The organism is Colwellia sp. Bg11-12 (genome assembly GCF_014076955.1).
Taxonomy (GTDB): Bacteria; Pseudomonadota; Gammaproteobacteria; order Enterobacterales; family Alteromonadaceae; genus Colwellia_A.
This window is the reverse complement of record NZ_JACGUZ010000056.1, coordinates 64,384-89,450: the sequence shown is the minus strand read 5'-3', so window position 1 is coordinate 89,450 and position 25,067 is coordinate 64,384. Positions and strand designations below refer to the sequence as shown.

21 protein-coding genes are annotated in these 25,067 nt (G+C 36.8%); 8 read left to right on the top strand and 13 right to left on the bottom strand.

Annotated elements, in window-relative coordinates:
* The 3 genes from H4J39_RS04740 to H4J39_RS04730 form a co-directional block, all read right to left on the bottom strand.
* The gene (locus H4J39_RS04740; protein WP_182226233.1) at nucleotides 1-783 is read right to left on the bottom strand and encodes a hypothetical protein; all 783 of its coding nucleotides are present in this window, start codon (nucleotides 781-783) and stop codon (nucleotides 1-3) included.
* Nucleotides 776-1,324 carry an RNA polymerase sigma factor gene (locus H4J39_RS04735; RefSeq protein ID WP_182223318.1) on the bottom strand — a complete coding sequence of 183 codons (549 nt, stop codon included), beginning with the start codon at nucleotides 1,322-1,324 and terminating at the stop codon, nucleotides 776-778. Before H4J39_RS04735 ends, H4J39_RS04740 begins: the two co-directional genes overlap by 8 nt.
* 214 nt (nucleotides 1,325-1,538) lie before the next feature.
* On the bottom strand, nucleotides 1,539-2,432 hold the full coding sequence (locus H4J39_RS04730; protein WP_182223317.1) for a hydrogen peroxide-inducible genes activator: 894 nt from the start codon (nucleotides 2,430-2,432) through the stop codon (nucleotides 1,539-1,541).
* Nucleotides 2,433-2,655: 223 nt separating this feature from the next.
* Here H4J39_RS04730 and H4J39_RS04725 point away from each other — a divergent pair, with 223 nt between their 5' ends.
* The 4 genes from H4J39_RS04725 (at nucleotide 2,656) to H4J39_RS04710 (ending at nucleotide 8,008) form a co-directional block, all read left to right on the top strand.
* Complete coding sequence (locus tag H4J39_RS04725; protein ID WP_182226232.1) at nucleotides 2,656-4,608, top strand: S9 family peptidase; 1,953 nt, start codon at nucleotides 2,656-2,658, stop codon at nucleotides 4,606-4,608.
* Between the two features lie 110 nt (nucleotides 4,609-4,718).
* Nucleotides 4,719-4,997: a peptidylprolyl isomerase gene (locus H4J39_RS04720; RefSeq protein ID WP_182226231.1), complete on the top strand. Its 279-nt coding sequence runs from the start codon at nucleotides 4,719-4,721 to the stop codon at nucleotides 4,995-4,997.
* Between the two features lie 40 nt (nucleotides 4,998-5,037).
* Nucleotides 5,038-5,397: a hypothetical protein gene (locus tag H4J39_RS04715; protein ID WP_182226230.1), complete on the top strand. Its 360-nt coding sequence runs from the start codon at nucleotides 5,038-5,040 to the stop codon at nucleotides 5,395-5,397.
* A gap of 373 nt (nucleotides 5,398-5,770) precedes the next feature.
* Nucleotides 5,771-8,008 carry a M4 family metallopeptidase gene (locus H4J39_RS04710; protein ID WP_182226229.1) on the top strand — a complete coding sequence of 746 codons (2,238 nt, stop codon included), beginning with the start codon at nucleotides 5,771-5,773 and terminating at the stop codon, nucleotides 8,006-8,008.
* A gap of 71 nt (nucleotides 8,009-8,079) precedes the next feature.
* On the opposite strand, the gene msrQ is transcribed toward H4J39_RS04710, so the two are convergent.
* From msrQ to H4J39_RS04690, 4 genes are all read right to left on the bottom strand, one after another.
* The gene (msrQ, locus tag H4J39_RS04705; RefSeq protein ID WP_182226228.1) at nucleotides 8,080-8,673 is read right to left on the bottom strand and encodes a protein-methionine-sulfoxide reductase heme-binding subunit MsrQ; all 594 of its coding nucleotides are present in this window, start codon (nucleotides 8,671-8,673) and stop codon (nucleotides 8,080-8,082) included.
* Between the two features lie 81 nt (nucleotides 8,674-8,754).
* A complete protein-coding gene (gene msrP, locus H4J39_RS04700) occupies nucleotides 8,755-9,774 on the bottom strand; it encodes a protein-methionine-sulfoxide reductase catalytic subunit MsrP (RefSeq protein ID WP_182226227.1) in 1,020 nt (339 codons plus the stop codon).
* A gap of 102 nt (nucleotides 9,775-9,876) precedes the next feature.
* Entirely contained in the window at nucleotides 9,877-10,239 is a 363-nt protein-coding gene (locus H4J39_RS04695) for a glutaredoxin (RefSeq protein WP_182226226.1), read from the bottom strand.
* A 123-nt stretch (nucleotides 10,240-10,362) separates the two neighbouring features.
* Nucleotides 10,363-10,914 carry a DUF2058 domain-containing protein gene (locus H4J39_RS04690; protein WP_182226225.1) on the bottom strand — a complete coding sequence of 184 codons (552 nt, stop codon included), beginning with the start codon at nucleotides 10,912-10,914 and terminating at the stop codon, nucleotides 10,363-10,365.
* A 182-nt stretch (nucleotides 10,915-11,096) separates the two neighbouring features.
* On the opposite strand from H4J39_RS04690, the gene H4J39_RS04685 reads away from it, so the two are divergent.
* The 3 genes from H4J39_RS04685 to H4J39_RS04675 all read left to right on the top strand — a co-directional run bounded on the left by H4J39_RS04685 (nucleotide 11,097) and on the right by H4J39_RS04675 (nucleotide 15,363).
* Nucleotides 11,097-13,517, top strand: coding sequence for a penicillin acylase family protein (locus H4J39_RS04685; protein WP_182226224.1), 2,421 nt, complete (start codon nucleotides 11,097-11,099; stop codon nucleotides 13,515-13,517).
* Between the two features lie 68 nt (nucleotides 13,518-13,585).
* Entirely contained in the window at nucleotides 13,586-13,972 is a 387-nt protein-coding gene (locus H4J39_RS04680) for an MAPEG family protein (protein WP_182181831.1), read from the top strand.
* A gap of 209 nt (nucleotides 13,973-14,181) precedes the next feature.
* Nucleotides 14,182-15,363, top strand: coding sequence for a chorismate mutase (locus tag H4J39_RS04675; RefSeq protein WP_182181830.1), 1,182 nt, complete (start codon nucleotides 14,182-14,184; stop codon nucleotides 15,361-15,363).
* A gap of 133 nt (nucleotides 15,364-15,496) precedes the next feature.
* Here the strand turns inward: H4J39_RS04675 and H4J39_RS04670 are convergent, their stop codons facing one another.
* Entirely contained in the window at nucleotides 15,497-17,098 is a 1,602-nt protein-coding gene (locus H4J39_RS04670; RefSeq protein WP_182226223.1) for a YdiU family protein, read from the bottom strand.
* A gap of 129 nt (nucleotides 17,099-17,227) precedes the next feature.
* Nucleotides 17,228-17,683: a hypothetical protein gene (locus H4J39_RS04665; protein ID WP_182226222.1), complete on the bottom strand. Its 456-nt coding sequence runs from the start codon at nucleotides 17,681-17,683 to the stop codon at nucleotides 17,228-17,230.
* Between the two features lie 222 nt (nucleotides 17,684-17,905).
* Between H4J39_RS04665 and H4J39_RS04660 the strand changes: the two genes are divergently transcribed.
* Entirely contained in the window at nucleotides 17,906-19,222 is a 1,317-nt protein-coding gene (locus H4J39_RS04660) for a leucine-rich repeat-containing protein kinase family protein (RefSeq protein WP_182226221.1), read from the top strand.
* 95 nt (nucleotides 19,223-19,317) lie between these two features.
* Here the strand turns inward: H4J39_RS04660 and H4J39_RS04655 are convergent, their stop codons facing one another.
* The 4 genes from H4J39_RS04655 to H4J39_RS04640 are packed head-to-tail and all read right to left on the bottom strand — an operon-like array spanning nucleotide 19,318 to nucleotide 24,509.
* On the bottom strand, nucleotides 19,318-21,237 hold the full coding sequence (locus H4J39_RS04655; protein WP_182226220.1) for a bifunctional diguanylate cyclase/phosphodiesterase: 1,920 nt from the start codon (nucleotides 21,235-21,237) through the stop codon (nucleotides 19,318-19,320).
* Entirely contained in the window at nucleotides 21,237-22,829 is a 1,593-nt protein-coding gene (locus H4J39_RS04650) for a diguanylate cyclase domain-containing protein (RefSeq protein ID WP_182226219.1), read from the bottom strand. Before H4J39_RS04650 ends, H4J39_RS04655 begins: the two co-directional genes overlap by 1 nt.
* Complete coding sequence (locus H4J39_RS04645) at nucleotides 22,822-23,256, bottom strand: hypothetical protein (protein WP_182226218.1); 435 nt, start codon at nucleotides 23,254-23,256, stop codon at nucleotides 22,822-22,824. Before H4J39_RS04645 ends, H4J39_RS04650 begins: the two co-directional genes overlap by 8 nt.
* Nucleotides 23,256-24,509: a hypothetical protein gene (locus H4J39_RS04640; RefSeq protein WP_182226217.1), complete on the bottom strand. Its 1,254-nt coding sequence runs from the start codon at nucleotides 24,507-24,509 to the stop codon at nucleotides 23,256-23,258. The genes H4J39_RS04645 and H4J39_RS04640 overlap by 1 nt, the downstream gene beginning before the upstream one ends.
* Nucleotides 24,510-25,067 lie beyond the last annotated feature (558 nt).

Below are 25,067 nucleotides of genomic sequence, written 5' to 3'. Positions count from 1 at the left end.
TTACTCCTCTGAAGTCCAACTAACTGGCTTTGTGGTTAAACCTAAGCCGTCTGAATTTAAATTATTTGTATTGTCAGGTTGATAATTAATATTTTGCTTTTGAAGTGATTGATAGTTAATAACACTTTCAAGCTGTTGAAATTTAATTTTATTATCTAATGAGTCATCAGCACGCTGATCGTTTATGTACTGAATAAAGTCACCGATATCTTCTTTGCGCTCTTGTCGAGAGGCCCCCATAAGATAACTTGCTAATTGCAGATTATTATCTTGTTGCTTCACTTTAATATCCGCAGCATAATTTGCGAGTACCACTTGTTGTTCGCTGGCAAATAATTGCAGCTTTTGGTCTACTTTAGCATTCACTAAAGTCTCAATTTCTGCTTGGCTGTAACCTGATGGTTGCTTATCACCAAAGGTCAATAACATGCCGTTATCGTTCATTACAAATTCAACTTTAAACAAGACCAATGCCACTGCAAATACAGAAAAAGCCATCGAAATTGCGGGTAATCCTCCCCATTGCCACCATGGAACCTCATCGCTCTCAAAAGCAGCTGCTCTATCCCACTCAGGCACATTTTGCTCAGCTTGTAAGCTTTCTTGGTGTTCAATAGCTATCGCTGTTTTTAACCGTTCTTGCCAAATTTTTTCTTCTTCAGCACTTTCATTACTCCGCACTTTTTGGTTTTTCGTCTCTTTAAATGAATCTTCGAGTGAATCTGAACGGTCTAGCCATTTTTCAAAGGCTTCCTCTGATGTTACTTTTTTATCTTCAGACATAATCAAACTCCAAATGATCTTTTAATTTATCTAATCCGCTATATAAACGAGATTTAACCGTATTTACTGAAATGCCTAATTGTTTGGCTATATCGTCAAACGTGCAGTGTTGAAAGAACTTTAATTCAACGACTAACTTTTGATTTAGCGGTAAAGCTTGCAATGCTTTATGCAAAGCCTTTGCTTGTTGTCCTGAAACAGCTTGGTATTCTGGGCATTCATCGCTAGCTTCATCAAATTGTTCTGGTAGGTCATCAAGTGACTGTGTTGGTCTTTTCCGACGATAAAACTCAATACATCTATAATGAGCGATTTTAAACATCCAACCTTTAAAAGGACTATCACCACGAAAAGTTGATAAGTTTCTAAAAACAGCCACAAACACATCTTGCATTAAATCCATTGCATCAGCCGGATGACTCACCATGCGTAAGGTATAGTTATATAAATTTTTCTCATAACGTTTTACTAACGCTACCCAAGCAGACTTTTTACCTTTGAGTGCTTGCTTGACTAATGTTTCATCGCTTCGTTCGAACACAACTATTCCTTTTGTTTTTCAATTGAGATGCTCTTAAATTTGTTGGTTACTATAGAGGTAGTAATAGCGTCGTAAAAAGTTCTAAATGAATTAAAATTAAATCAACAAAATAATTAAACGACTAATTTATAGGAATTTTAAATACAAAATTAACTTTATATTATCGTCCATCGATTTTAAAAAGTCTGACCTTACTGTTTACCATCAGTCATGATTATTTTAATAAACGAGAAATCACTGCTGAAAGCTGATTATATAAAGAATTTCGCATCGACGTTTTTCGCCAAACAACACCAATTTCTCGATAATAATCTCGATCTAGTGGTGCAATGGTTAGTCCTTCATTTTTTCCCACGTCTTTCTTTACCGCCATTTCGGGTAGAAAAGTAAAACCATGATGAAAAGCGGTCATTTGAACCAGTGTTGATAAACTTGATGCCGAAAAAGAATGGATAAGAGATTTATCAGCAAGTTTACACGCCGATAAGGCATGCTCAGTCAGACAATGTTCTGATGATAGTAAAAAAATACTTTGTTCAGGTAAGTGTTGATAACTCGCTGTTTTCTGAAAAGTGTTAACAAGGGCTTGGTCACCCGCCATAAAAAATCGATCTTTCCCAACGACTCTGCAGTGAAAGTTATTAACCGAAATGGGCAATGCTAGAATCAATAGATCAATTTCGCCATTGTTTAGCAGGTTCATTAAATTTTCAGTCGTATCTTCACGCAAAAACAGCGCTAACTCGGGCAACTTTTTTTGGCAGGCTTGCACAAAGTCAGTTAATAGAAAGGGGGCGATAGTTGGAATACAACCAATGCGCACAGTGCCGGTATATTCATTACCTTGTTGTTTTGCAAAACTGACTAATTCGTTCGCCGACACTAACAGTTGCCGCGATTTATTAACAACTTCTATGCCTTGTGTTGTGAAAATAAAAGATTTGCTATCTCTTTCAATTAATTGACAATTCAGCTGTGCTTCTAACTTTAAAATAGCACTACTTAATGTTGATTGGCTAACAAAGCAAGCACTAGCGGCTCGGTGAAAATTTTGTTCTTGGTAAAGGGCAATTAAATAGCGTAAATGTTTAAGGTTTGGTAAAAACATTGGGCGACATCCATATAAATAATAGCGATTAATTTATCACATAATAATTTAAAAAAACGATTGTGATATTATAGCGATTTATATTCCCTTTTTTACCCTAAAAATTTGCACTCTTATTTTATACAGCCTAATTTGCTAACTATTTTTGATCACACTAATTCTTGCCCTTTCGTTAATATTTTGTTACAAACTATAGGTAAATAATAATGATAAAGGAATATAAATGTTAAAAATCATAAATCTGGCATTAGTATTGATATTAATATCCTTCAATAGCCTTGCTAAAACACCTCTTATCCCGCTCAAACTCTTTACGCAAATGCCAATGGTATCTAGCCCTTCAATTTCACCTGATGGGAAAAATATTGCTGTTATTCTAAACCAAGGAGAGTTCACTAAAGTAGCTATTACACCTTTTACCGATCGTAGTAACGTCACCGTAATATTACAGCTAGGTTTCGAAAAATATCGAATCGATAGCCTTTCTTGGGCAAATGACGAACGAATACTGGTCTCAGTAACACAGCCTTATATAATTCGAAAGCAAAAATACCGGACAACCCATTTGTATTCAGCCAAAATTGATGGCAGTGATGTTTTTGAAATTCGGAAGAAAAGTAAAAAAAGAACAGCGGTCACTTTCTATTACAATAGCCCTAGGTTATTAAGCCTGCTAGATAATGAACCTAACCATATTCTAGTCAGTATAAACGATCCTCGTGACGGCAATTATTCTTCAGTTTTTAAGGTGAATGTCAATGATGGTAGTTTTGATAAATATTTACCTAACGCTATGCGTATTATCAGTTGGGGGGTAAATAGAACAGGTGAAGTATTGTTGGGTGTTGGTGTTGACAAAAATCCAGATAAAGATATTAGGTATATTTATACCCGCAAAGATTCCAATGCCGACTGGCAATTAGTAAAAACAACAGAAGCTTATAAAACAGATACCTTCAGTGTCATTATGTATGAGCAAGAAAATAATTCCATTATTGTCAAATCAGATTACACCGAAAGTGAAAATGATGTATCTAAAAAATCGTTGTGGCGCTATCACATCGAAAGTGGAAAATTTGAGCTTTTAGGAAGAGCCCCTGAGAATTATGACGTTACTGGTGCGATAATCCGTAACGAAGGTAATAAAAGAGAAGTTATTGGCTACAAATATAATGATGGTTTCGTTCGTTATGTTTATTTTGATAAAGAAAGCGATGCTTTAGCAAGGCAGATCCGCAGCATATTTGCTAAAAAAGATTTACAGGCAAATATTTATGACTGGGATCGTAAAAAAGAGCGCTATATCATCAGCACAATTAGTGATAGTAAAGCCGCTCAATTTTATTTATTTAATCAAAAAACCAATAAGCTATTACCCTGGTATGGAGAATATCCACAATTAAATCAATATACATTATCTAAAGTTCAACCTTTTGAGTTCAAAGCTCGAGATGGCATGGCACTTCATGGGTATTTAACATTACCTAACAATGTTAAGAATCCCCCTATTATCTTGCATCCCCATGGTGGTCCCTACGCGCGCGATTCACAATACTTTGACTCATTCGTGCAAATGTTTGCTAGCCGTGGCTATGCTGTACTACAAGTGAACTTCCGTGGTTCGACAGGGTATGGCAACCAATACCAAACCTCTGGATATATGCAGTGGGGCAAAAAGATGCAAACTGATTTACTCGATGCCATGCAATGGGTAAAAGAATCAGGTCAAGCAAATACCGAAAAAGCCTGTATTGTAGGGGCAAGCTATGGTGGCTACGCCGCGTTAGTTGCCGGTTTCCAAACGCCTGATATGTTTAAATGTATTATTAGTATTGCAGGTGTTTCAGATATGGAAGCACAAATTAATCATTGGGAGCGCTTTGGTAGCGATGGTTATGTTGATAACGCAGTCAGTAAAGACCCTGACGAGATGAAAAAGGTTTCACCCGTTAATCATGCTAAATTATTTAAAGCCCCTGTACTGCTTCTCCATGGTCAGTCAGATATTAGAGTAAGTTACTACCAGTCTGAAGTGATGTATGACGCGTTAAAAGACGCAGGGAAAGATGTTGAATATGAATTGTTCAAATTTGGTACTCATCATCTAAACGATGCCGCAAATCGTACAAAAGCGATGACAATGATGGAAGCCTTTTTAACTAAGCATTTAAACTGATTAACGTTTAAAGAATCGATGAATAATAATTCAATTCATCGATTTCTTTAATTATTTCTCAAGATACGGTAAAGTAAAAATATTAATTTATACTATTTATAGGAAGCAACATGTCACAAGCATCAGCACGTCATTTATTAGTAGATACAGAAGAGCAATGTTTAACGCTTAAAACCCAAATTGAAGGTGGAGCAGATTTTGCTGTTATAGCGCAAGAGCACTCAAACTGTCCTTCAAAAATGCAAGGTGGCGATTTAGGAACATTCGGTCGTGGCCAGATGGTTCCAGAATTTGATGAAGTTGTTTTCACTGCTGACTTAAACACCGTTCAAGGCCCAGTAAAGACACAGTTTGGTTACCATTTATTAGAAGTTACCGCTCGCTCTTAAGAACTAGCTTCTTTAAAAATCGATAAAAGTAAGGTTAATAATGAAACAACTTATAGCTTTAATTTTTCTTTTATCGATTTCAAATAACTGCCAAGCTAACGCTATCGCAATTGATGCGGTTAAATCAAATCAAAAAATAATCCACTTTCTTGCGGATAAATCGTTAACTGACTTCAAAATAACTTATCAACAACTTGAGCTTGGCGATATTTGTGGCTTTGTGGGTTGTCATTGGCGAAAACTTGTTTCTGTCATCGTTACGTCTAAAAGTGCTAATGCTCCATCAACGACTATTCTCGCACTAGTTGAAGGCATAGTACCGAATAACCAAAATAAGCCTACCGTTACTTTTGTAACACTAAAAAACAGCTTACCTAACACACTCGTTTTTATTGATTAACAACACGATATAACTCTCGTTATCAAACTTAGTTGTGATTCAACTTCATACCCTATTGCCTATAATTTATAAATGTAATGATAAATTACTGATATTTTACACAATAAATATTTCGTTACCTTTTAGTTACACGTAAAACTTTTTAAATCGTAAATAATTAGTTACAGCAAGTATGATTAATTAAATATTAATTAAATATTAATTATTTGTTAATTATATTGAATTAATGCTACGGTTAATTTGTCAGCAAAGACTGGCCAAAATTCCTCAGCACCCAAGGATGACAACTAAATCAATGGAATGAGGGAGGAGAATAAAAATACCGCTTGGCTTTTAATGTAAGCATAAAATTAAGTTAAATTAGGAACACCTAATGAAAAATAATAATAAAATATCTCAACTCTCATTTCTTATTGGTGCAGCACTTACCGCTTCAGCAATGAATGCAACCGCTGTTGAAATGAACTCAAGCTCAATGCTAGAAGAAACAAATACAGGTACTCCTGTTATTGCACCTGTGACAACTACAGGTCCAGACCTTGTAAGTTCTCTTGCTGTGACTAAAAACCCTGCTGCTCAAGCATTTAAAAGCATGATAACCAACCAGAGTTCATACGGTTCTCTAGGCAATGAGAACTTCAATGTTCGACGCCAATGGACTGATGAATTAGGTAAAACTCATACGCATTTTGATCAAACAATTAATGGTCTCAAAGTTTATGGTACGAGTATGATCATGCACGCGAACTCACCGATCAGTGCGTTTAGCATGACAAATGCAGCCGCAAGCGTGTATAACGTTACAGGAACACTTGCGACGACTTCATCACCTTTATTCTCTATGATGAGCAATGCAAGCGCAATAAAAAGTGACTCAGCGCAAGCGGTAGTCGCCGCCGAAAGTATAGGTAATGTTTTAAATACTCCAGAGCTTGCTTACATATATTTACCACTTTTAGAAGAAACTAAACTCGCTTATAGACTTGAAGTGTCGTGGGATAATGGCGGTGAAGATTTTGGTCGTGACTATGTTTATTTTGATGCTGATACAGCTGAAATATTAACAAGAGAGCCACAAATACATTCAGCTAAAAACTGGAGAACTTATACCTTAAATGGCGGTTCGGCAAACTCGGCTCCAGGTACATTGTTGTGCACAAATACGCAAAGTTGTGGCAGTAATGCAGCGGCACAACGTGCTCATGATGGTGCGTCAAAAGTCTATGATTATTATCAAAGTAAATTTGGTCGTGATAGCCTTGATAACAATGGTATGACATTAATTTCTAGTGTTGATTTAGGCGTGCAAAATGCATACTGGACTGGGTCACAAATGATGTATGGCCAAGCCTCAAGTGGTATGAACGACTTTACCAGTGATTTCGATATTATCGGTCATGAATTAACGCATGGTGTTACTGATAAAACAGCAAATCTCATTTATGCCAATGCATCAGGTGCATTAAACGAAGCGTGGTCAGACATTTTAGGTCTTTCTGCAGAGTCATATAAAAATGGCACAACAAGCTCTACTTGGTTATTAGGTGACGGTTTATATAACACTGCAGGTAAAGCTTTACGTTATATGGACAACCCAACTAAAGACAATTACTCAAAAGATTGGTATCCAGAGCGTATTCCTTTCGTCAGCAACCCAAGTAACAGTAATGACCAAGGTGGCGTTCATGGTAACTCTGGTATTGCTAACTTAGCTTATGTGTTGTTAGTCGATGGTGGTACTCATCCACGTAATAAATCAACAGCAGTCGTTCCAAGTATTGGTATGGCAAAAGCAGAGAAAATTTTCTATCGTGCGCTTGTGACTTACATGAATCAAAACACTAACTTTGCTGGTGCACGTTCAGCAACCGCACAAGCCGCACAAGATCTATACGGTACTACTGAAAAAACAGCTGTAGAAACGGCTTGGTGTGCTGTAGGCGTTGGAAGTTGTCCTGATACAGGAACCCCTCCTACCGGTAATGTATTAACAAATGGTGTTGCTGAAACTAATCTGAGCGCATCAACCAATACAGATGTTGTTTATACAATGGAAGTACCAACTGGCGCGACTGACATCAACTTTGTGATGAGTGGTGGTTCTGGTGATGCTGATATGTATGTGAAGTTTGGCTCAGCCCCTACGGATTCAACCTATGACTGTCGCCCTTATGTTGGTGGAAATAATGAGTCTTGTGCAGGTACCTCTACTGGCGGTACTTACTATATTCGCATAAAAGCTTATTCGGCCTTTTCAGGTTTAAGTCTAACAGGTAGTTTTACAGGTGGCTCTACCGGTGGAAATCCAGCGATTAATGGTTCAGAGTCAAATGTTGCTGTATCACAGGGACAATGGAAACGTTTCACTCAAGTGTTACCAGCCGGTTATGCCGATATGACCATCAGTCTTTCAGGTGGTTCGGGTGATGCAGATTTATACATTCGCCGCGGAGCACAATCAACTTCATCTACCTATGATTGTCGCCCATATAAAAATGGTAACAACGAAAGCTGTAGTTTTACAAACCCAGCGGCAGGTACTTGGTACATAGATATTTTTGGATATAGTGCGGCTTCAGGTATGACGCTTACACTTCAAGCAAACCCTTAATTTATTCTAAAGTAAGCTATTTTAAATAAATTAAGAAAGTAAGTTAATTAAAGCTGGTCGGTAGATACTGACTAGCTTTTTTTTATGCGTTTTTTAAATTTTTCAAAACGAAGCGCTAATAACGTAATACTAATAAATAGATAAATGCTTGGTTCAATAATGTCGGATTTCACCGACCAGTAAAAATGAATACCAACAAAGATAACCGCTAAATAAACCCAATTATGTAGCTTTTGCCAATTTTTACCCATGCGTTTTTTCAATGCAGAAACTGATGTTATTGCTAACGTCAGTAAAATTAAAAGTCCTGCCATACCAATCGTAATATAAGGTCGGTCAATAATTTCATTCAAAAATAGTAACCAATCAAACTGAACTTCAAACACCAAAAAGTTAGTTAAGTGAAGTAGTGCATAAGTAAAACTATATAAGCCGACTAATCGGCGAACTTTTACTAATAATGAAATTTTAAAGCGCTTACTGATAGGAGTTATTGCCAAACTTAATAACAATAAATTAAAAGCGCCGATCCCGGTAAAATGAATAATGGCCTCAACCGGATCAGCACCTAATTGGTCAGTAAAAGCTAAGTAATATGCATTGACTAACGGCAATAAAGCCGCAAGGTGAATAAATAATTTAAAGAAAAACACTTTATATTTCATGACGCTAATTATGACTTAATAAGTTAATAGAGATGATGTATTCATAGCTAGACACTCATCACTGACCGTTTAAAAAAGGCTTTAGAAATTTTTTCGTAAGTCGAGATCTCTGTACATGTCAGCAACTTCTTCTCCATAACCGTTGAAAGGTAAAGTATCAATACGGTTACGAGCAAATAAACCACCAGAAGTAATTCTTCGCTCACTGGCTTGACTCCATCTAGGATGGTCAACTTTAGGATTAACATTGGCATAAAAGCCATATTCGCTGGGCGCCAAAATATTCCATGTAGATGCGGGAGGATGTTCAACAAATTTTATTGCAACAATCGATTTGATACTTTTAAAACCATACTTCCAAGGTACAACTAAACGAATAGGCGCCCCATTTTGGGCAGGTAAAGTTTTCCCATATAAACCGACACTCATCAGTGCTAGTGGGTTCATAGCCTCATCAATCCGTAGGCCTTCAACATAAGGGTAGTCAACGCCACCACCAAGTCGCCTACTTGCTTGTCCTGGCATTTGTTCTGGGTCATATAAGGTTTCAAAGGCAACATATTTAGCACGAGAGTTTGGCTGCGCTTTTTTTAATAGCGTTGCTAATTCAAAACCAACCCAAGGGATAACCATTGACCAAGCTTCTACACATCTTAGACGATAGATACGCTCTTCAAGCACAAAACTTTTTGTTAACGCATCTAAATCTAACGTATAAGGTTTGTCACATTCACCACTAATGGTTAACTTCCAAGGATTAACGTTAAAACTTTGTGCGTTGTTGACTGGATCACTTTTATTTGTCCCAAATTCGTAAAAGTTATTATGACTCGTCACTTTAGCTTCAGGTGTGAGTACTTGTGCATTGTTAGTGCTGTTAGCTGTAAAATTCAGGGGATAACGCTGAAAAGTTTGTGTGGGTTCTGATGAGAGAAAATCTAAGCCTTTACCATGAACAACACTCGGTATAGCAGAGGAGATTAATGTTCCTGCGCCAATAAATCCCATTTTCTTAACAAGCTGTCTGCGTTGTAAGTAAACACTTTCATCGGTAACTTGATGTTCTTTAAGCGAGGATTTTGCAGGCGATTTAATTAACATAGGTCTACTTCTCGGGTTATTAATTGTCTAACGATAAACTAATAGACCCGAGAAATAGAGAATTACTTCATTATTTATAAATAAATATGATTAACCATAAAATTAACGGGCAAATTGTTGCAAGTAATTAATAACATCTTTAGATTCATACAACCAAGTCACCTTTTCGTTTTCATCTGTTATTTTCAAACAAGGTACTGTGCGCTTACCTCCTTCTTTGATTAACTCTTCACGATAATTTTCGTTTTGATTAATATTACGTAATTCAATATTTAAACCATCTCGTTTCATTGCACGACGAACTTTTACACAAAAAGGACATGCGGGTAATTGATATAAACTTAAATGTTTTGTGCTCGTATCAATCTCAGTTTGTAATTCAGGTGTTCGTTGCGGACCACTTGGTGAAAAGATGAAATTCAATAATAAAATAATACGACCAATAATCCAGCGAACAATAAACATAAAACAACTTCTCTTTAGTTATAAAAATAATACACGAGACTGCTTCAATACAGCCCCCTCAATTTGTGCCAGTTTAACATAATTGCTTTGTTATACTTATCTTCATTTGTGCAAACACGCCAGCTACCACATCATATCATCAGGAATTTGATAATCAGCATAAGGATCGTCAGCTGCGACCTCATCACTTTCAACTTTATCATTTTGTACCAAAATAACGCTGGGGTCTAAAGTGGCTAATTTTGCAGCCGTTTCAGCAGTAACTAGGTAACTCTGCTCCACTAAACCGCAAACCGCTAAACGTCCATTCACTAAAGCTCTATGTGTAAGCGCATTTACAAAAAGCTTTTTAATTTTACTATTAAAGGTGAAGTTATACTCCGTTTCACCGTTAACATTTTTAATTTGGTGGTGCTCGAGTATTTGTTGAATACGTAACGTTTTTTCTTTATTAGCAAGTTGTTGTTTTTTCTCTTCATTAAGGGCAGCGTCTTTTGCTAATTTTTCTTTCTGAGCTTTCGCTAAGTCTTGTTTTACTTGGTCTTGCAAACTTTCATCTTTTGCAACACCACTGCGTTTTTGTTTATTTGTTTTACGTTGACTTGTATTTGCTTGTCGCGCTTTTTGCTTAGTTGTTAAGCCTGCTTTTAATAGCTGATCTTGTAAAGATGCCATAAAAACTCCTGAATTAAGTTTATCGATAATAATTATCGCTATTCTATCGGTAAAAATACCAATAAAAAAGTATGTGTTCTTTTCTTTATTTATAAACCCATAATAATGTTCCATCATTCAATGTTAACTTTATAAATAATAAGGTAATCTAGCACAACTAAATATCCTAAAAACTTCACACTATGAATAAAATAAAACACATATTAATTGGTTTCTTGCTGATCTTATTTTTAGTCATTGCGAGTTTAGGTACATGGATTTACAGTCAAATTGATAATGCTTTGCCGGTTCTTGAAGGGAAAAGAACTTTACTGGGTTTAAGTGATACCGCCATTGTTGAACGAGATAGTCAGGGCATTGTAACGATAAAAGCTAAGAAACGTAACGATGTTGCCGTTGCTACTGGTTTTATACACGCCCAAGAACGCTTTTTTCAGATGGATTTACTGCGCCGCAATTCTGCTGGTGAACTCGCTAGCTTATTTGGCGAAAAAGCATTACCCCATGATAAAGAAATTCGCCGTCATCGTTTTCGTGAGCGTGCGCGTATTATAGTATCCCAACTTCCAAAAAAAGATTTAGCCTTACTAAAAGCATATACTCGTGGCGTTAATCAAGGCATAAATAATTTAAAGTCACCTCCTTTTGAATACTTACTTTTACAACAAGCCCCAGTTTCATGGCAAGAAGAAGACACTATATTAACGGTATTAAGTATGTATATGGACTTACAATATGCTGCAGGCGATCGTGAAAGAACATTAGGTAATATAAAAAATAGCCTCGGTAAAGACGTCTTTGAGTTTCTAAATCCCAAAGGAAGCATTTGGGACGCCGCTATCGATGGCACTCACTACCCTTCAAGTGCCATGCCTACACGTGCATGGCCTTCGGCTTCGGCAGAGCAGGAAACGCTTATATCGGTATCCTCAATTTCTGTGCAAGACCAAAACATCGGTTCTGCTAACAATAAATATCAAGGTGAGGAATTCCCTGGGTCAAATAACTGGGCCGTTTCGGGGAAACTCAGTGCAACAGGCAGTGCCATTGTCGCTAACGATATGCATTTAGGTATACGCGTACCTAACACTTGGTTTCGGGCAACCTTTAAATATGAAAGTGATGATAATAAAAGTATAAAAGTAACGGGGCTTACATTGCCTGGAACGCCTAATATAATTGCGGGTAGCAACGGTAATATTGCTTGGGGTTTTACCAATAGTTATGGTGATTGGAGTGATATTATTATTCTCGATACTAATGCTGATCAAAGTCAGTATTTAACGCCAACAGGTTATCGAGACTTTACTGAACATAAACATGTTATCGCTATCAAAGATCAAGACGCACAAGAACTTATTGTAAAAGAAACAATTTGGGGCCCCGTTATAGGCTCGAACAGTAATCAGCAATTATTAGCTTATCGTTGGGTTGCTCATGATGTGCAAGCCGTGAATCTACACCACACCCAACTCGAGTTAGCAACGAGTGTTGACGAAGCTTTTATTATTGCTAGCAAAGCCGGTATTCCGGCACAAAATTTAGTGGTTGGTGACAAAGCGGGGAATATTGGCTGGACAATTATGGGGCCTATCCCCAAAAAGTCGACCCAGTTTGGCGAAACACCAACACACTGGGCTGATGGTAAAAACAACTGGCAAGGTTATTTAGATAGCGAACAATATCCCCGTATTAAAAACCCTGAAAACAATCGTTTGTGGACCGCTAACACCCGTGTTGTCGGCGGTACAATGTTAGATAAACTGGGTAACGGTGGTTATGCTTTAGGCGCGCGAGCACAACAAATAAGAGAGAGTTTACTCACTAAAGATGTTTTCTCAGAACCTGACTTACTTGATATTGCGCTTGATGACCGTGCAATTTTCTTGAAGCGTTGGCAGGACTTTTTACTTAAAAAAGTACTAACGCCTAAAGCCATTGTTCAGCACCCCCGTTGGCAAGCGGTGAAAGAAATTGTTGATACTGACCCATTATGTGCTTGCATTGATTCAGTTGCTTATCGATTGGTGAATAATTTCCGATTGAATGTACGTAATGACGTGTTCAGTTTACTTAATAAAAATTTATCTCTCGTAGACAGTAGCTATTCTTTTCGCACTATTCGCCACCAAATTGAAACACCTCTTTGGCAAATGATTAATGACCAGCCGAAGAATTTCTTATGGTTACCAGAAAATAGTTGGCAGGAAGTTTTTGAACAGGCATTAACCACTACATTAGCTGATATGACGAAAGACCAACCATTAGCGAGTGCGACTTGGGGGCAACAAAACACCAGTAAAATACAACACCCACTCAGTAAAGCAGTACCGCTTATTGGCCATTGGTTGGATATGCAGCCTATACAATTGCCCGGTGACAGCTATATGCCGCGCGTACAAGGAAAAACCTTTGGTGCATCGCAACGCATGGTCGTTTCACCTGGCCATGAATCGTCTGGAATATTGCATATGCCTACCAGTCAATCAGGCCACCCATGGAGTCCCTACTACGGTTTAGGTCATGAAGATTGGGTACAAGGTAAACCATCACCCTTTTTACCTGGTGAAACAAAATATACATTAACGCTATTAAGCTATTAAGTGGAACGATTAAACAGTTTGATAAGCCTTAGCACTAAAACTAAAATCAATAATAATAAGAGGAAAGTATGACTATTCTAATTTGGTGTTTATTTGCTGCCACCCTATTACCCTATTTAGCGAAAGCTCCCGTGGCTATCGCGATGAATAAACTCGGTGGTTACGACAATAATCACCCTCGCGCTCAACAAACACAATTAACCGGCTTTGGTGCACGTGCACTTGCGGCTCATCAAAACGCTTTTGAATCGCTAATAATCTTTATACCTGCGGTTTTATTAGCGATTGCAACCAACACAATAACAGATAGTATTACGGTATTAGCTATCACCCATGTTATTGCACGTGTTGCCTACAACATATTTTATTTATTAAATATTGGACTTATACGTTCTATTGTTTGGGGCATAGCAACCGTGTCATCTTTTGCTATTATTTGGCAATGCATTCCTTAAGAGTAAAAATCTATTTCTAATATAGATTTTTTTAATACAAGCCTTTGGTAATAAAGGCTTGAACAATTTCTTTCCCCTATATACAGTAATGTCATATATCCTGACTAACGTCCTGTTTTAGTCGCCTTCATGATTTTTATTTACTAAAACATCAGGATTCTTTATTTTTAACCATTTTCTTGAAATAACAAAATATAGGGTGAAGTGCTGTGAGCGAAGAATTAGATCTGAATAAAATCCGCGAAAAAATAACCCAGTTAGATCAACAGTTATTGGAATTATTTGCGCAACGCCGTTCACTCACGCTCAATGTGGCGAAAAGCAAAGCTCATCAAATTCGCCCTGTTCGCGACCAACAACGTGAGCAAGAATTACTGATACGTTTGATTAACCAAGGTAAGGTACTGGGTTTAGACGCTCACTATGTGACGAGTGTTTATCAAACAATTATTGAAGATTCAGTATTAAATCAACAAGCCTATTTACAAACCTTAGCAAACCCAAATATTCAGGTACCTACGGTTAGTGTCGCTTTTTTAGGAGACAAAGGTTCTTACAGTTACTTAGCCAGTCATCGCTATTTTTCACGTCGTGCGGCAAAAATCAATGAATACGGCTGCCAAAGTTTCAACGAGATTATGCAGCAAGTAGAATCTGGTCATGTAGACTATGGCATGCTTCCGATTGAAAATACCAGTTCAGGTAGTATTAACGAAGTTTACGATGCCCTGCAACACACTAACTTGTCAATTGTTGGTGAAATAACCCAACCTATCGAGCATTGTTTATTAACAGCAGTAACGACCGAGCTCAATAAAATAAAAACGATTTATGCACACGGACAACCTTTTACCCAATGTAGTAATTTTCTTGATAAACAAAAGAATATTCGCATCGAATATTGTGACAGTACCGCTGATGCCATGGCGAGAGCTTATGAATTACAAGACCCTACAGTGGCGGTTATTGGCAGTGAGGAAGGTGGTCACCTCTATAAGCTTCATGCTTTGGAGAAGTCGATTGCAAATCAAACAGAAAACCACAGTCGCTTTATTTTAGTCGCCCGTAAGCCTATCGATGTTGCAGAACAAATTCCTGCAAAAACAGCGTTAATTTTGGCTACAGGACAAAAAGCCGGTGCGTTGGTAGATTGTCTTATTATCTTAAAAGCAAAAGGCATCAACATGTGCAAGCTTGAGTCTAGACCGATTCAAGGACGCCCATGGGAAGAAATGTTCTATATTGATGTGGAAGCCAATGTAAAAAGTGCGGTATTACAAGAAGCGATAAATGAAATAACGACAATTACTAACTTCATTAAAATTTTAGGCTGTTATCCTATCGAGCATATTAGCCCAACCAGTGTGCCAAGTAGCGCGATAAACGCTTAGTTTTTATCAATTAACATTTATCTTAATTGCTTTGATAAAATCTCTACATTAGCAAAAATAACCTTATCGACCTCGTAAAAAATAAAGGTCGGTAAGGTTTTAGTTTTAGTTTTAAGCGTTATTCAATAACACCTTAAGAGCTACACGATAACATCGAACAACCCGCTTTATTTCTCGCCCACTCAGGACGCTTTTCACTGTAATGATGAAACGCTATTTGTTCATCGTAAGGTTTTTCCAGAACCTTTTGTAATTCGTGTAACTTGCTATAATCCCCTTGCTCTGCAAGCTCAATGGCTTGTTGTGCTAAATAATTACGCAAGACATATTTAGGGTTCACTTTATTCATCGCCGCTTTTCTTTGCTCTGCTGTTTTTCCGTCTTGTTGAATTCGATGAGCGTAGCTTTCTAACCATAAAGAAAAACGTGATTGATGATCTATCGTTAACTGATCCTCTAGATAGAAACAATCGGCAAAATGATTAAAGTTATTTTCTTTCACTTTTTCGTTATAACTAAAATCAGCCAATAGACGATAAAAAATAGTCATGTCTGTTTCTATATCACCCAATAAGGTTTCAAGTGCTAAAAACAATTCAGTATCCGCTTTATGGTTTATCGCTTCGCTCGTAATACCCAGTTTGTTCGACATCATTTCATGCCATTGTTGTTGATACGTTTTACTGTAATTATTTAATATGGCTTCTAGTGGCGCAGATTCTTCTATCAATGGATAGATAGCGTTCGCTAATTGAAATAAGTTCCATTGAGAAATTTCCCCCTGTTTGCCAAAACTGTAACGCTTACCTTGAGCATCTGTCGTATTGGGTGTCCAAGACAAATCAAAATTATCAATCCAACCATAAGGACCATAATCAATGGTTTCACCGATTAAGGACATATTATCGGTATTCATTACCCCATGAACAAAGCCCACCCGCATCCAATCCACCATCAGTCGACAAGTACGTTGAGCAATTTCCTCAAACCACGCTAAATAACGTTGAATAGGATCGTCAGCGTATTCATTTAATAATTCAGGAAAGTCACGTTTAATTGAATAATCAACGAGCTGCTTTAACAATGCTTTATCTTTACGATAAGCAGGTAGTTCAATACTACCAAAACGCATAAATGAAGAAGACACCCTACAAACAACAGCGCCTAATTCAGCTTTAGCATTACCGTTATAAAACATATCTCGAACGACGCTATCACCCGTTAACGATAAACTCAGCGCTCGGGTTGTAGGAATACCTAGATGAAACATTGCTTCTGAACATAAGAACTCTCGTACTGATGAGCGCAAGACCGCTAAGCCGTCAGCTGTTCGTGAAAAGGGTGTTGGCCCAGCACCTTTTAGCTGGAGTACTTTATGGCCATGTGATGGTGTGTTTACTTCAGCTAAATTAATCGCTCGTCCATCGCCTAATTGTCCAGCCCAGTGTCCAAACTGATGCCCGCCATAGCACATCGCATAAGGTGAAAATTCTTCGGGAACAATATTACCAGTAAACAATTGTAAAAATTCATCACTCTTTAGTTGTTCTGTACTTAACCCCAACATTGAAGCAGCATCACAACTACTGGCGATCAATTGAGGATTTGATGTTCTTTTAGGGGTTACCCAGGAGAAAGCAGCAGAATGCACTTGGTGTGGAAAAATAGATTCTTCTAAATCTTTAGGTAATTGAGAAGAAAATTTATTTTCAATATTAAAATCTAGATAAGACAAAATAAGCGACTAATTGGAGAATAGAATTGAGTAGGAAGTATTCACTGTCAGTTTGCATTTTGCAATATGCATTTAAAACAAAAAACTGATAAGAGCTGAATACGACCGATAAAAAATTCAGCGAGCGCACTATAACAAGGCTTTCGACAGCTTGGCTTTAAACGTGCTATGGCACGATTGACAACCGGTAATTAATTTTTGATACTCAGCTATCACAACAACCATATTATTATCTTTTGCTGCTTGCTGAATTTTTATAGCACCACTGTGTACAACGTGATCCAAACCTTTGAATGTTGCAATATCATCACCTAAGGCTTTCATCAATTTTTTTCTTTGTGACATTGCAGGTTTTGGATGATTAATAATATTCTCTGTCGCATCGTTAATAAGCGTAAAGTCTTCTAAAATAATACCTTGTGTAATCATCTTAGTTTCAGATAACAAACCTTGCATAACATCTTTAAATGTTACCAAGCTTTTTTTATCAATATGCTGCTCGTGATGCTCTGCATTAACAGGAAAAATAACGCATAACGCGATAGCAGTACTTACTATAATAATTATTTTTTTTATTTGATTCATAGTGCTTCTTATTTTATGAGTAAGGGTAAATGATATAGATTAGGTTACTAAAGCCATCAAATGATTATTCTATTAACCAATTGAAACTTAACCAGAAAGATAAATAGTCATTAATAATCGCATAATAGCCGTATATTTGCGCTTAAAAGAGTAAAGCACTTTAGCTTATTTCACTTTACCCGTAAAATAGTGGTAATTTTTAGCGCCCAATTAGGCTTTATCTTGCAAACATTAGCCCAGCTCAACTCAGGTAACTATTCAGATATAACTCGTTTAACGTTAAGCGAAAATTTAACTGAATTTCCAATGGAAATATTCTCATTAGCGAACTCGCTTGAAGTCTTAGACTTATCTAATAACCAATTAACCACTTTACCTGATCAGTTATCTTCATTAAAAAAACTTAAAATATTATTTTTAACAAATAATAATTTTGAAACGATCCCGGCTGTATTAGCGGCCTGTCCGCAGCTAGAAATGATCAGCTTTAAATCCAATAAATTAACGTCTATCGATGAAGATGTACTGCCTATAAGAACACGTTGGTTGATCTTAACGGATAATAAAATAGCCGTATTACCCAACTCAATGGGTGGATTAACGCGTTTACAAAAGTTTGCGTTTGCCGGCAATCAATTACAGCAATTACCCAACACCATGGAAAACTGTAAAAACCTAGAATTAATACGGCTTTCTGCTAATCAATTATCAATGCTACCCGATTGGCTATTCCAATTACCAAAATTAGCATGGCTAGCGTTCTCAGGGAATAGTTTTTCTAATGTCTCCCCACAAATAACTGCTAATATGATCAGCGTTTCACGAGAAGACTTTGAGTTAAAGCACAAGTTAGGTGAAGGCGCGTCGGGGGTTATTCATCAAGCGACGTGGCTAAAGAAACCATCAACCATTAATTCAAATAACGATATAGCGGTGAAATTGTTCAAGGGAGAAATAACCAGCGACGGCTATCCGATTGATGAATTAAATAACTGTTTACAAGCTGGCGAACATAAAAGCTTAATCAAAGTTATTGCTAAAATCATGTCGAAAGAACAACTCGCGTTAGTCATGGAGTTAATTCCAGCCAGCTTTTATAATTTAGGTTTACCCCCATCATTAAAAACCTGTACTCGAGATACGTTCCCTAACGAGGCAGCATTAGAAGTAACAGATATTACAAAGATAGCGCTTAGTATGGCTGATACATTACGTCACTTACATGCCAATAACATTAGCCACGGTGATATTTATGCTCACAATACGATGGTTGATGAAAACGCAAATATGCTATTTGGTGACTTTGGTGCGGCTTCTAATCTGCAGGTACTACCAAAAAACCAACAAGTGGCAATGCAAGCGATTGAAGTAAGAGCTTTTGGCTGCTTATTAGACGATTTATTACCTTTGTGCCACCACTCAAAAATAACTGAGCAATATAAACCACTGGTAACAATAAAAGACAACTGTATGGAAAAAGATCTCCTTATAAGACCAACATTTTCCAAAATTGTAGAACAATTAAAATCGCTGTCTTAAAGGTTTTTTTATAATCATAATTGTCATTTTAAATCGCTACTTTTAGTGGCGATTATCTAGCAGAAAACCTTATTTACTGACATTTCTCTCACATATTAAACATAATCAACGACTTTATTTTCATGAGATAATAAGGCGATAAATTCCTGCTGAGGCAAAGGCGTTGACCAAAGATAACCTTGACCAACTTCACAGCCTAATTGGGTAAGTAACTTTGCTGTTTCTGTATCTTCAATGCCCTCAGCAATGTTGGTAATATTCAAACTCTTGCTCATTTCTATAATCGCTTTAACGATTTGTAGTTCATTACTTGAATGACGAATATTCATCACAAATGACCGATCAAGTTTAATACTGCTGACATTAAATTTTGTCAAATAACCCAAGTTTGAATAACCTGTGCCGAAATCATCAATAGAAAATGAGAGACCAAAAGCACATAACTCGTTAATTTGCTTTTGAATATGATTTATATCTTCCATTAACATCGACTCAGTCAACTCTAGCTCTAAAAAGTGTGCAGGTAACTTCGCTTGATGCAAAACACTCATGGTATATGTCACAAGATTACCACGCTTAAAGTCAGCTGCTGATAAATTTACCGCGACGCATAGCTTATTAAAGCCTAATTCATGCCAATACTTACAAGCATTAACAGAGTGTTCAATAACCCAGTGAGTGATGTCACAAATCACTCCAACCTGCTCAGCTAAAGGAATAAATACCGTTGGCGGTATAAAACCATGTTCTGGGCTATTCCAACGAATTAAGGCTTCTGCACCAATGATTTGACCTGTTGCTAAATCAACTTGCGGTTGAAAATGTAAAACAAATTCGTTATTGGCGATAGCATTTCTTAATGACTTAGTGAGCTGTAATTTTTCTTGCTCTTTAGCGGCCATCACCTGATCAAAGAAACTTAAATTAGCCTTATTCCCTTCAGCTTTAGTATGCATAGCAAGGTATGAATTGTGCCTAAGTTCTTCCATCGAACTACCATCAAAAGGCGCTAACGCTATACCTATAATAGGATTCAACACAATATCGAAATGTGCGACATGAAAGGTTTGAGAGCAAACTTGATGCATTTTTTCAGCAAACTGGTTGATCCCCCGATGATCAGCTGAATGCCTTAAAATAACAAATTGATTTTGTTGGAATCGATAAATAACGGTCTTATCATTAGCATAATCTGTCAGTTTATTAGCCAGTAATTTTAATGTTTTATTACAAATGCTGTGGCTGTAATTCATCTTAATTAAATCTTGATTACTAATATTTAAGGTGATGAAAGCTAATATATCGCTAGATGACTTTTGTTGCTGTAATATTTCATCGAGGTCTACTTTACAAACATTTTCATTGGGTAACCTTGTTAACGGGTCATAACCACTTCGTTTTCTCAAGCGGCTGATTGATAATTCAAGTGACGAATTTTTATCTAAAATATTTCTAAACCTTTTACTTATATCGGCAAAAACATAAAAAACACCAACCGAAAAAAACACCAACATTATAATGTAGCTAAACACTCGATCCCATAAAGGTAGTGCTTCAAAAAGGTGTGCTCCCGCCAATAAGCCTTGATTATGCGCAAAAGCGAAAAAGCACAAAGCACTAATGAGGTAGACAAATAGAGAAATGAAAATCAATTTACCTGATAAGATAGCGGCCAGCATAAGTAAGCAAGGAAAGGCTAATATACTGGTATCAAAAATACCATTTCCTATCCAGCAAGCGTAAGTAATAAACACCGCCACTGACCATAACACCATGCCTGAAATAACACTGTTAGTATCAGCTGAAGCCCATAAGAAGAAAAGGGTGAACATGATAATTAACAAAGACATCGCTAAAGCCAAAGCCGAAAAACGATTAAAAAACAGCTCACTCATCAATAATAAGACGAGAATGGTAATCAATGCCTTTAGTGTTAATTGAAGTTGAAGGACCTTTGTATACCCTGGGAATAATGTAATCGAAGAGCGCGTCACTTTATTTTTGTTTATTTTCATTAACGTTTACTGTCATTTTTTATGCTGGCGGTATCATGGGTAAAGGCCAAATAAAGATCATTGTTAGTCGATTTTTCTTTTTTTACTTGATACATCGCTTTGTCAGCTGACCTGATTAACTCTAATAATTCAACTTGATCATCGGGGTAAAAACTCACCCCCATACATGCCGTAACAAAAACACTCTTATCGTACTGTGAAAGATAATGTGGCTTACTTAATTTAGCCGCTAATTTAGCGCACACTTTAATCACTTCTTCCCTCGAAGTATTGGGCAAAATAATGACAAACTCATCTCCTCCCCAACGCGATAATACATCAGCTTTTCTCAAACTTTTAAGGAGCTGACTTGAAACATGAATCAGTAATTCATCTCCAGAATCATGACCAAAAACATCATTAATGGGTTTAAAGTCATTTAAATCCATCATGATTAAAGCAAAAGGACTATGGGTTTCTGTTAATTTCCTAAGATGTTGCTCTGCCGCCTGACGGTTAAGTAAATGAGTTAAGCCATCATAATTAGCTTTTTGATCAAGCAATGATATTTTATACTTACTCTTAGAAATATCATGTAAAGTAATTTGATAGCTATCTAAAAAATCATCAGTGATCAACCTTGTTACTAGTACCTGTACCCAAATATTGTCGTCTTGATACGAGATCAACTCTAGCTCTGCTGCTGCTGACTCGTTATTAGCAAAAGCAATTAATATCTGTTCATGTAGTACTTTTTTCTTAATAAAGAGATCTTCCAAGTATTGGCCATAGTTTTTTTTCAAAGATAAATTGAGCTTATCAATTAACTTTTCAAAAGCCTCATTATAAAGCAGTATGTCGCCCTGTGGCGCAACTAACACAATGGCAGAAGTCGCATTTTCAAAGAGCATTCTAAATTTTGACTCAAGTACTTGAACCTCATTTCTAAGACTTTTCTCTCTGAGCATTTGCTGCTCAGTCTTCGCTAATAAGTCATTTACATCATCCGTCAGTTGGCCAATTTCACTTTGTTGATGTGAGTGAGGTTTTTTTATTCGCTCACTAGTGCCAGGTCTTATTAAATGAAGCGCTTTACCAATATTTAAAATAGGCTGGGTAATAACATAATAAGTCACTAAAATTGAAATAATAGTGATAATTAGAGCCTCAACAGCCACAACAAAGGTATTAGTTGCACTTATTTTATTCGCTTTGGCTGCAAGGTAATTGTCATTGATTTTAACAAACAGAACGCCGACTTTATTATCTTTTTGAAAAGGTGAAAATAAATCAAACGCAACTGAACCTGTAGACTTTTGATAATTTTCACTTTCCACGCGTAATGTCTCTGTTTGAATAGCTGCAGCTGTAACAATGTCGTTGCTAATCAAACCATTAACAACTTCCTCAGCAAGGCCTTTATCATTCAAGTAACTGGCAATTGAAGCGGTAGGAGAAACGGTACTATAGAGTTGTTTAATACTTTGCTTACCAAGTTCCTGTTCGTTGATAAACGTAAATCGAGAGAAAAGTTGGGTGGTAATAAGCCCAACAATGACTGCTGTAAAGACAATGACTATTGCCAATCGAATAACTAAACCTGATTTATTCATTTAAAATATAAACAACCTTTAAATCTTTTGTGATGAGTGACTGTGGTACATAACCAATAGCCTGCTTATTAGCGGCGATAAAGGCAATTAAATCGTTTTCATTTGATTTAAATACTGCCGCTCGTTTTCTACCGGTAAAACGTAACCTTGACCAATAAGCGTTAACTCGTGACAAGGGCATACCAACAAGGTTTTGATAAAATTCAATTTTAATCTGATGATCGCTATTAAGCTCAACGGGGATCGCCTTAATATCATTAGGGAAAGCCACATATTTCCCCATAAACAAATCAATAAGTTCTGAGCGAGATAATTGTTCAACTGGATTGTCCTTATTAACAACCACCACCAATGGCTCTTTAGCTAAAACAGGCTCAATAAATAATGCCAGTAGGAGTATGACAAAGGCTTGTTTAATATGATTCATCAAAAAACCATACTCAATGTTAATAGAAAGGTATTAATTCGTTCTTCTGAATTATGCTGAGTCGCTTTGTTTAACCATAATACACTACCCGTTTCGTCTACTTGTGTGTGGTTCCATTGCAATGAAGATGCAATATCGTTGGTAATATCCCAACGCCAGCCTAGAGAGACAGTTTGCTGATTTGCAGAATAAAAGTTCATTAACATCGTTGTCCCCTGAATAAGTTCATTCAAGGCAACTTCATTAACGTTAGGCTCATTAAAAACATAATTTTTGGAATCAGTAAAAGCATAAATACTATAAAATTGATGGGCATTAAGTTGGTATGACAAAGCGGCATAGCCGCTGGTTATTTTAGGAATGACATCACTTTTTGACTTGATTTGTGATACTTCAGCAGAAGCTAACCAATTATGCCATTGGTATTGACCACTTATCGAAAAGTAGCTTACTTTCTTACTCTTAAGTAATAATGACTGAGCAAAGCTTTGTGAATTAGGCCATAAAAAATCAGGGACTTGGCTAATATTTTCAGCTAAATAGGTATTAGATAAAGGTTCATTGGCAATATTAACTTGGCTATGTTTTACCTGAACTATCCAATTAAAATGATCGAAAGAAAAAGAAATCCCCATAATGTCTTCAATTTTGACTTCTTGAATTATCGAGTCCCCAGAAATTTCTGCTTCACTTGAACCAGTGAATAGTTTTGTTTTAAAAATACCGCCTAAACCTCTTTCACTATAAGTAACATCAACGCCATCGATACTTCGGTAAGGTATAATGCCATAGACTTCATTTGGGGCAGTTGCCCAAATATAAGAAAAATCAACATCACGGTATTCTGTTAATAAAAAAAGATCAGGGGCCGTTCGACCAACTCTTATATTCCAATGTGCATTGACTTCATAGCGAAGGAACGCCAGCGTAGTGTATCTATCTAGTGATGGCTCAACTAAATCTCTCAGCACACCTTGATAAACAGCATCTAAGTTAGGCGAAATAGACCAGTTAGCTTGTAAACCAAGCAATGATTGTTGCTTAAAATCAATATCACCTGAAAAGACTCCTTTATCTGAACTGACATCTTTACGATAACCATGATGGTCAGAATCGGAGAAAGTAGCACCTAAAGTTGCAAAGCCACTGAGTTGTAATTTATCATTTTCTCCATCACTTGCTTGGGTGTATGATACGAAAAAAAATATGAAAAGAAATAAACCAAGCAGGTTTTTGCATTGCACAGGAAACATATCTAAACAGCCAAATAAGATGTAATGTATACAATGTAGGTGAATATTGAGTATTAAGCAATGTACCGCTGGAAAATAAACCTATAAAACCCCAATTAAAACAACAACTAACAACACCATCATTAACTACACCCACATAACATGAGAGCTACACTGTTGTTACAATTTTCAGTAAAATCAAGTCAAACGCGATAAGAATACAATACTATTTCATAGCGTTATCAAAATGACTTAATCGTACACGACTGACATCAATTCCTGCCAACCGCTCTGAAAAAACAACACTGGCAACACTACCGTAACTTATCTTTGAATAAAGAAAGTGACCACTTTAAAATACATTTATTCACGACGATGCTACATTTGAATGCAAATAGCTTCCGCTGTTATACATTCACTTTGGTCATGACACAGGGGGCGGCAGTTGAAAAACTTCATTACGCGTATATTCAATGTAATAAAAATCAAAGCTGTGCTTTTACTTATTGCATCTGTGTAATCAAACCACTTGATGAAAAAACTTAAATCCCTTTAAACACATTTGCTTGCCTAGCCCCT

Bases quoted from the DNA above. Each gene is read 5' to 3' on its own strand.
- H4J39_RS04685 (WP_182226224.1), top strand. From the start codon at position 11,097: ATGAATAAAATAAAACACATATTAATTGGTTTCTTGCTGATCTTATTT.
- H4J39_RS04655 (WP_182226220.1), bottom strand. From the start codon at position 21,237: ATGAAAATAAACAAAAATAAAGTGACGCGCTCTTCGATTACATTATTC.
- H4J39_RS04690 (WP_182226225.1), bottom strand. From the start codon at position 10,914: ATGGCATCTTTACAAGATCAGCTATTAAAAGCAGGCTTAACAACTAAG.
- H4J39_RS04730 (WP_182223317.1), bottom strand. From the start codon at position 2,432: ATGTTTTTACCAAACCTTAAACATTTACGCTATTTAATTGCCCTTTAC.
- H4J39_RS04680 (WP_182181831.1), top strand. From the start codon at position 13,586: ATGACTATTCTAATTTGGTGTTTATTTGCTGCCACCCTATTACCCTAT.
- msrP (WP_182226227.1), bottom strand. From the start codon at position 9,774: ATGTTAATTAAATCGCCTGCAAAATCCTCGCTTAAAGAACATCAAGTT.
- H4J39_RS04695 (WP_182226226.1), bottom strand. From the start codon at position 10,239: ATGTTTATTGTTCGCTGGATTATTGGTCGTATTATTTTATTATTGAAT.
- H4J39_RS04640 (WP_182226217.1), bottom strand. From the start codon at position 24,509: ATGTTTCCTGTGCAATGCAAAAACCTGCTTGGTTTATTTCTTTTCATA.
- H4J39_RS04645 (WP_182226218.1), bottom strand. From the start codon at position 23,256: ATGAATCATATTAAACAAGCCTTTGTCATACTCCTACTGGCATTATTT.
- H4J39_RS04710 (WP_182226229.1), top strand. From the start codon at position 5,771: ATGAAAAATAATAATAAAATATCTCAACTCTCATTTCTTATTGGTGCA.
- H4J39_RS04720 (WP_182226231.1), top strand. From the start codon at position 4,719: ATGTCACAAGCATCAGCACGTCATTTATTAGTAGATACAGAAGAGCAA.
- H4J39_RS04715 (WP_182226230.1), top strand. From the start codon at position 5,038: ATGAAACAACTTATAGCTTTAATTTTTCTTTTATCGATTTCAAATAAC.
- msrQ (WP_182226228.1), bottom strand. From the start codon at position 8,673: ATGAAATATAAAGTGTTTTTCTTTAAATTATTTATTCACCTTGCGGCT.
- H4J39_RS04650 (WP_182226219.1), bottom strand. From the start codon at position 22,829: ATGAATAAATCAGGTTTAGTTATTCGATTGGCAATAGTCATTGTCTTT.
- H4J39_RS04725 (WP_182226232.1), top strand. From the start codon at position 2,656: ATGTTAAAAATCATAAATCTGGCATTAGTATTGATATTAATATCCTTC.
- H4J39_RS04740 (WP_182226233.1), bottom strand. From the start codon at position 783: ATGTCTGAAGATAAAAAAGTAACATCAGAGGAAGCCTTTGAAAAATGG.
- H4J39_RS04665 (WP_182226222.1), bottom strand. From the start codon at position 17,683: ATGAATCAAATAAAAAAAATAATTATTATAGTAAGTACTGCTATCGCG.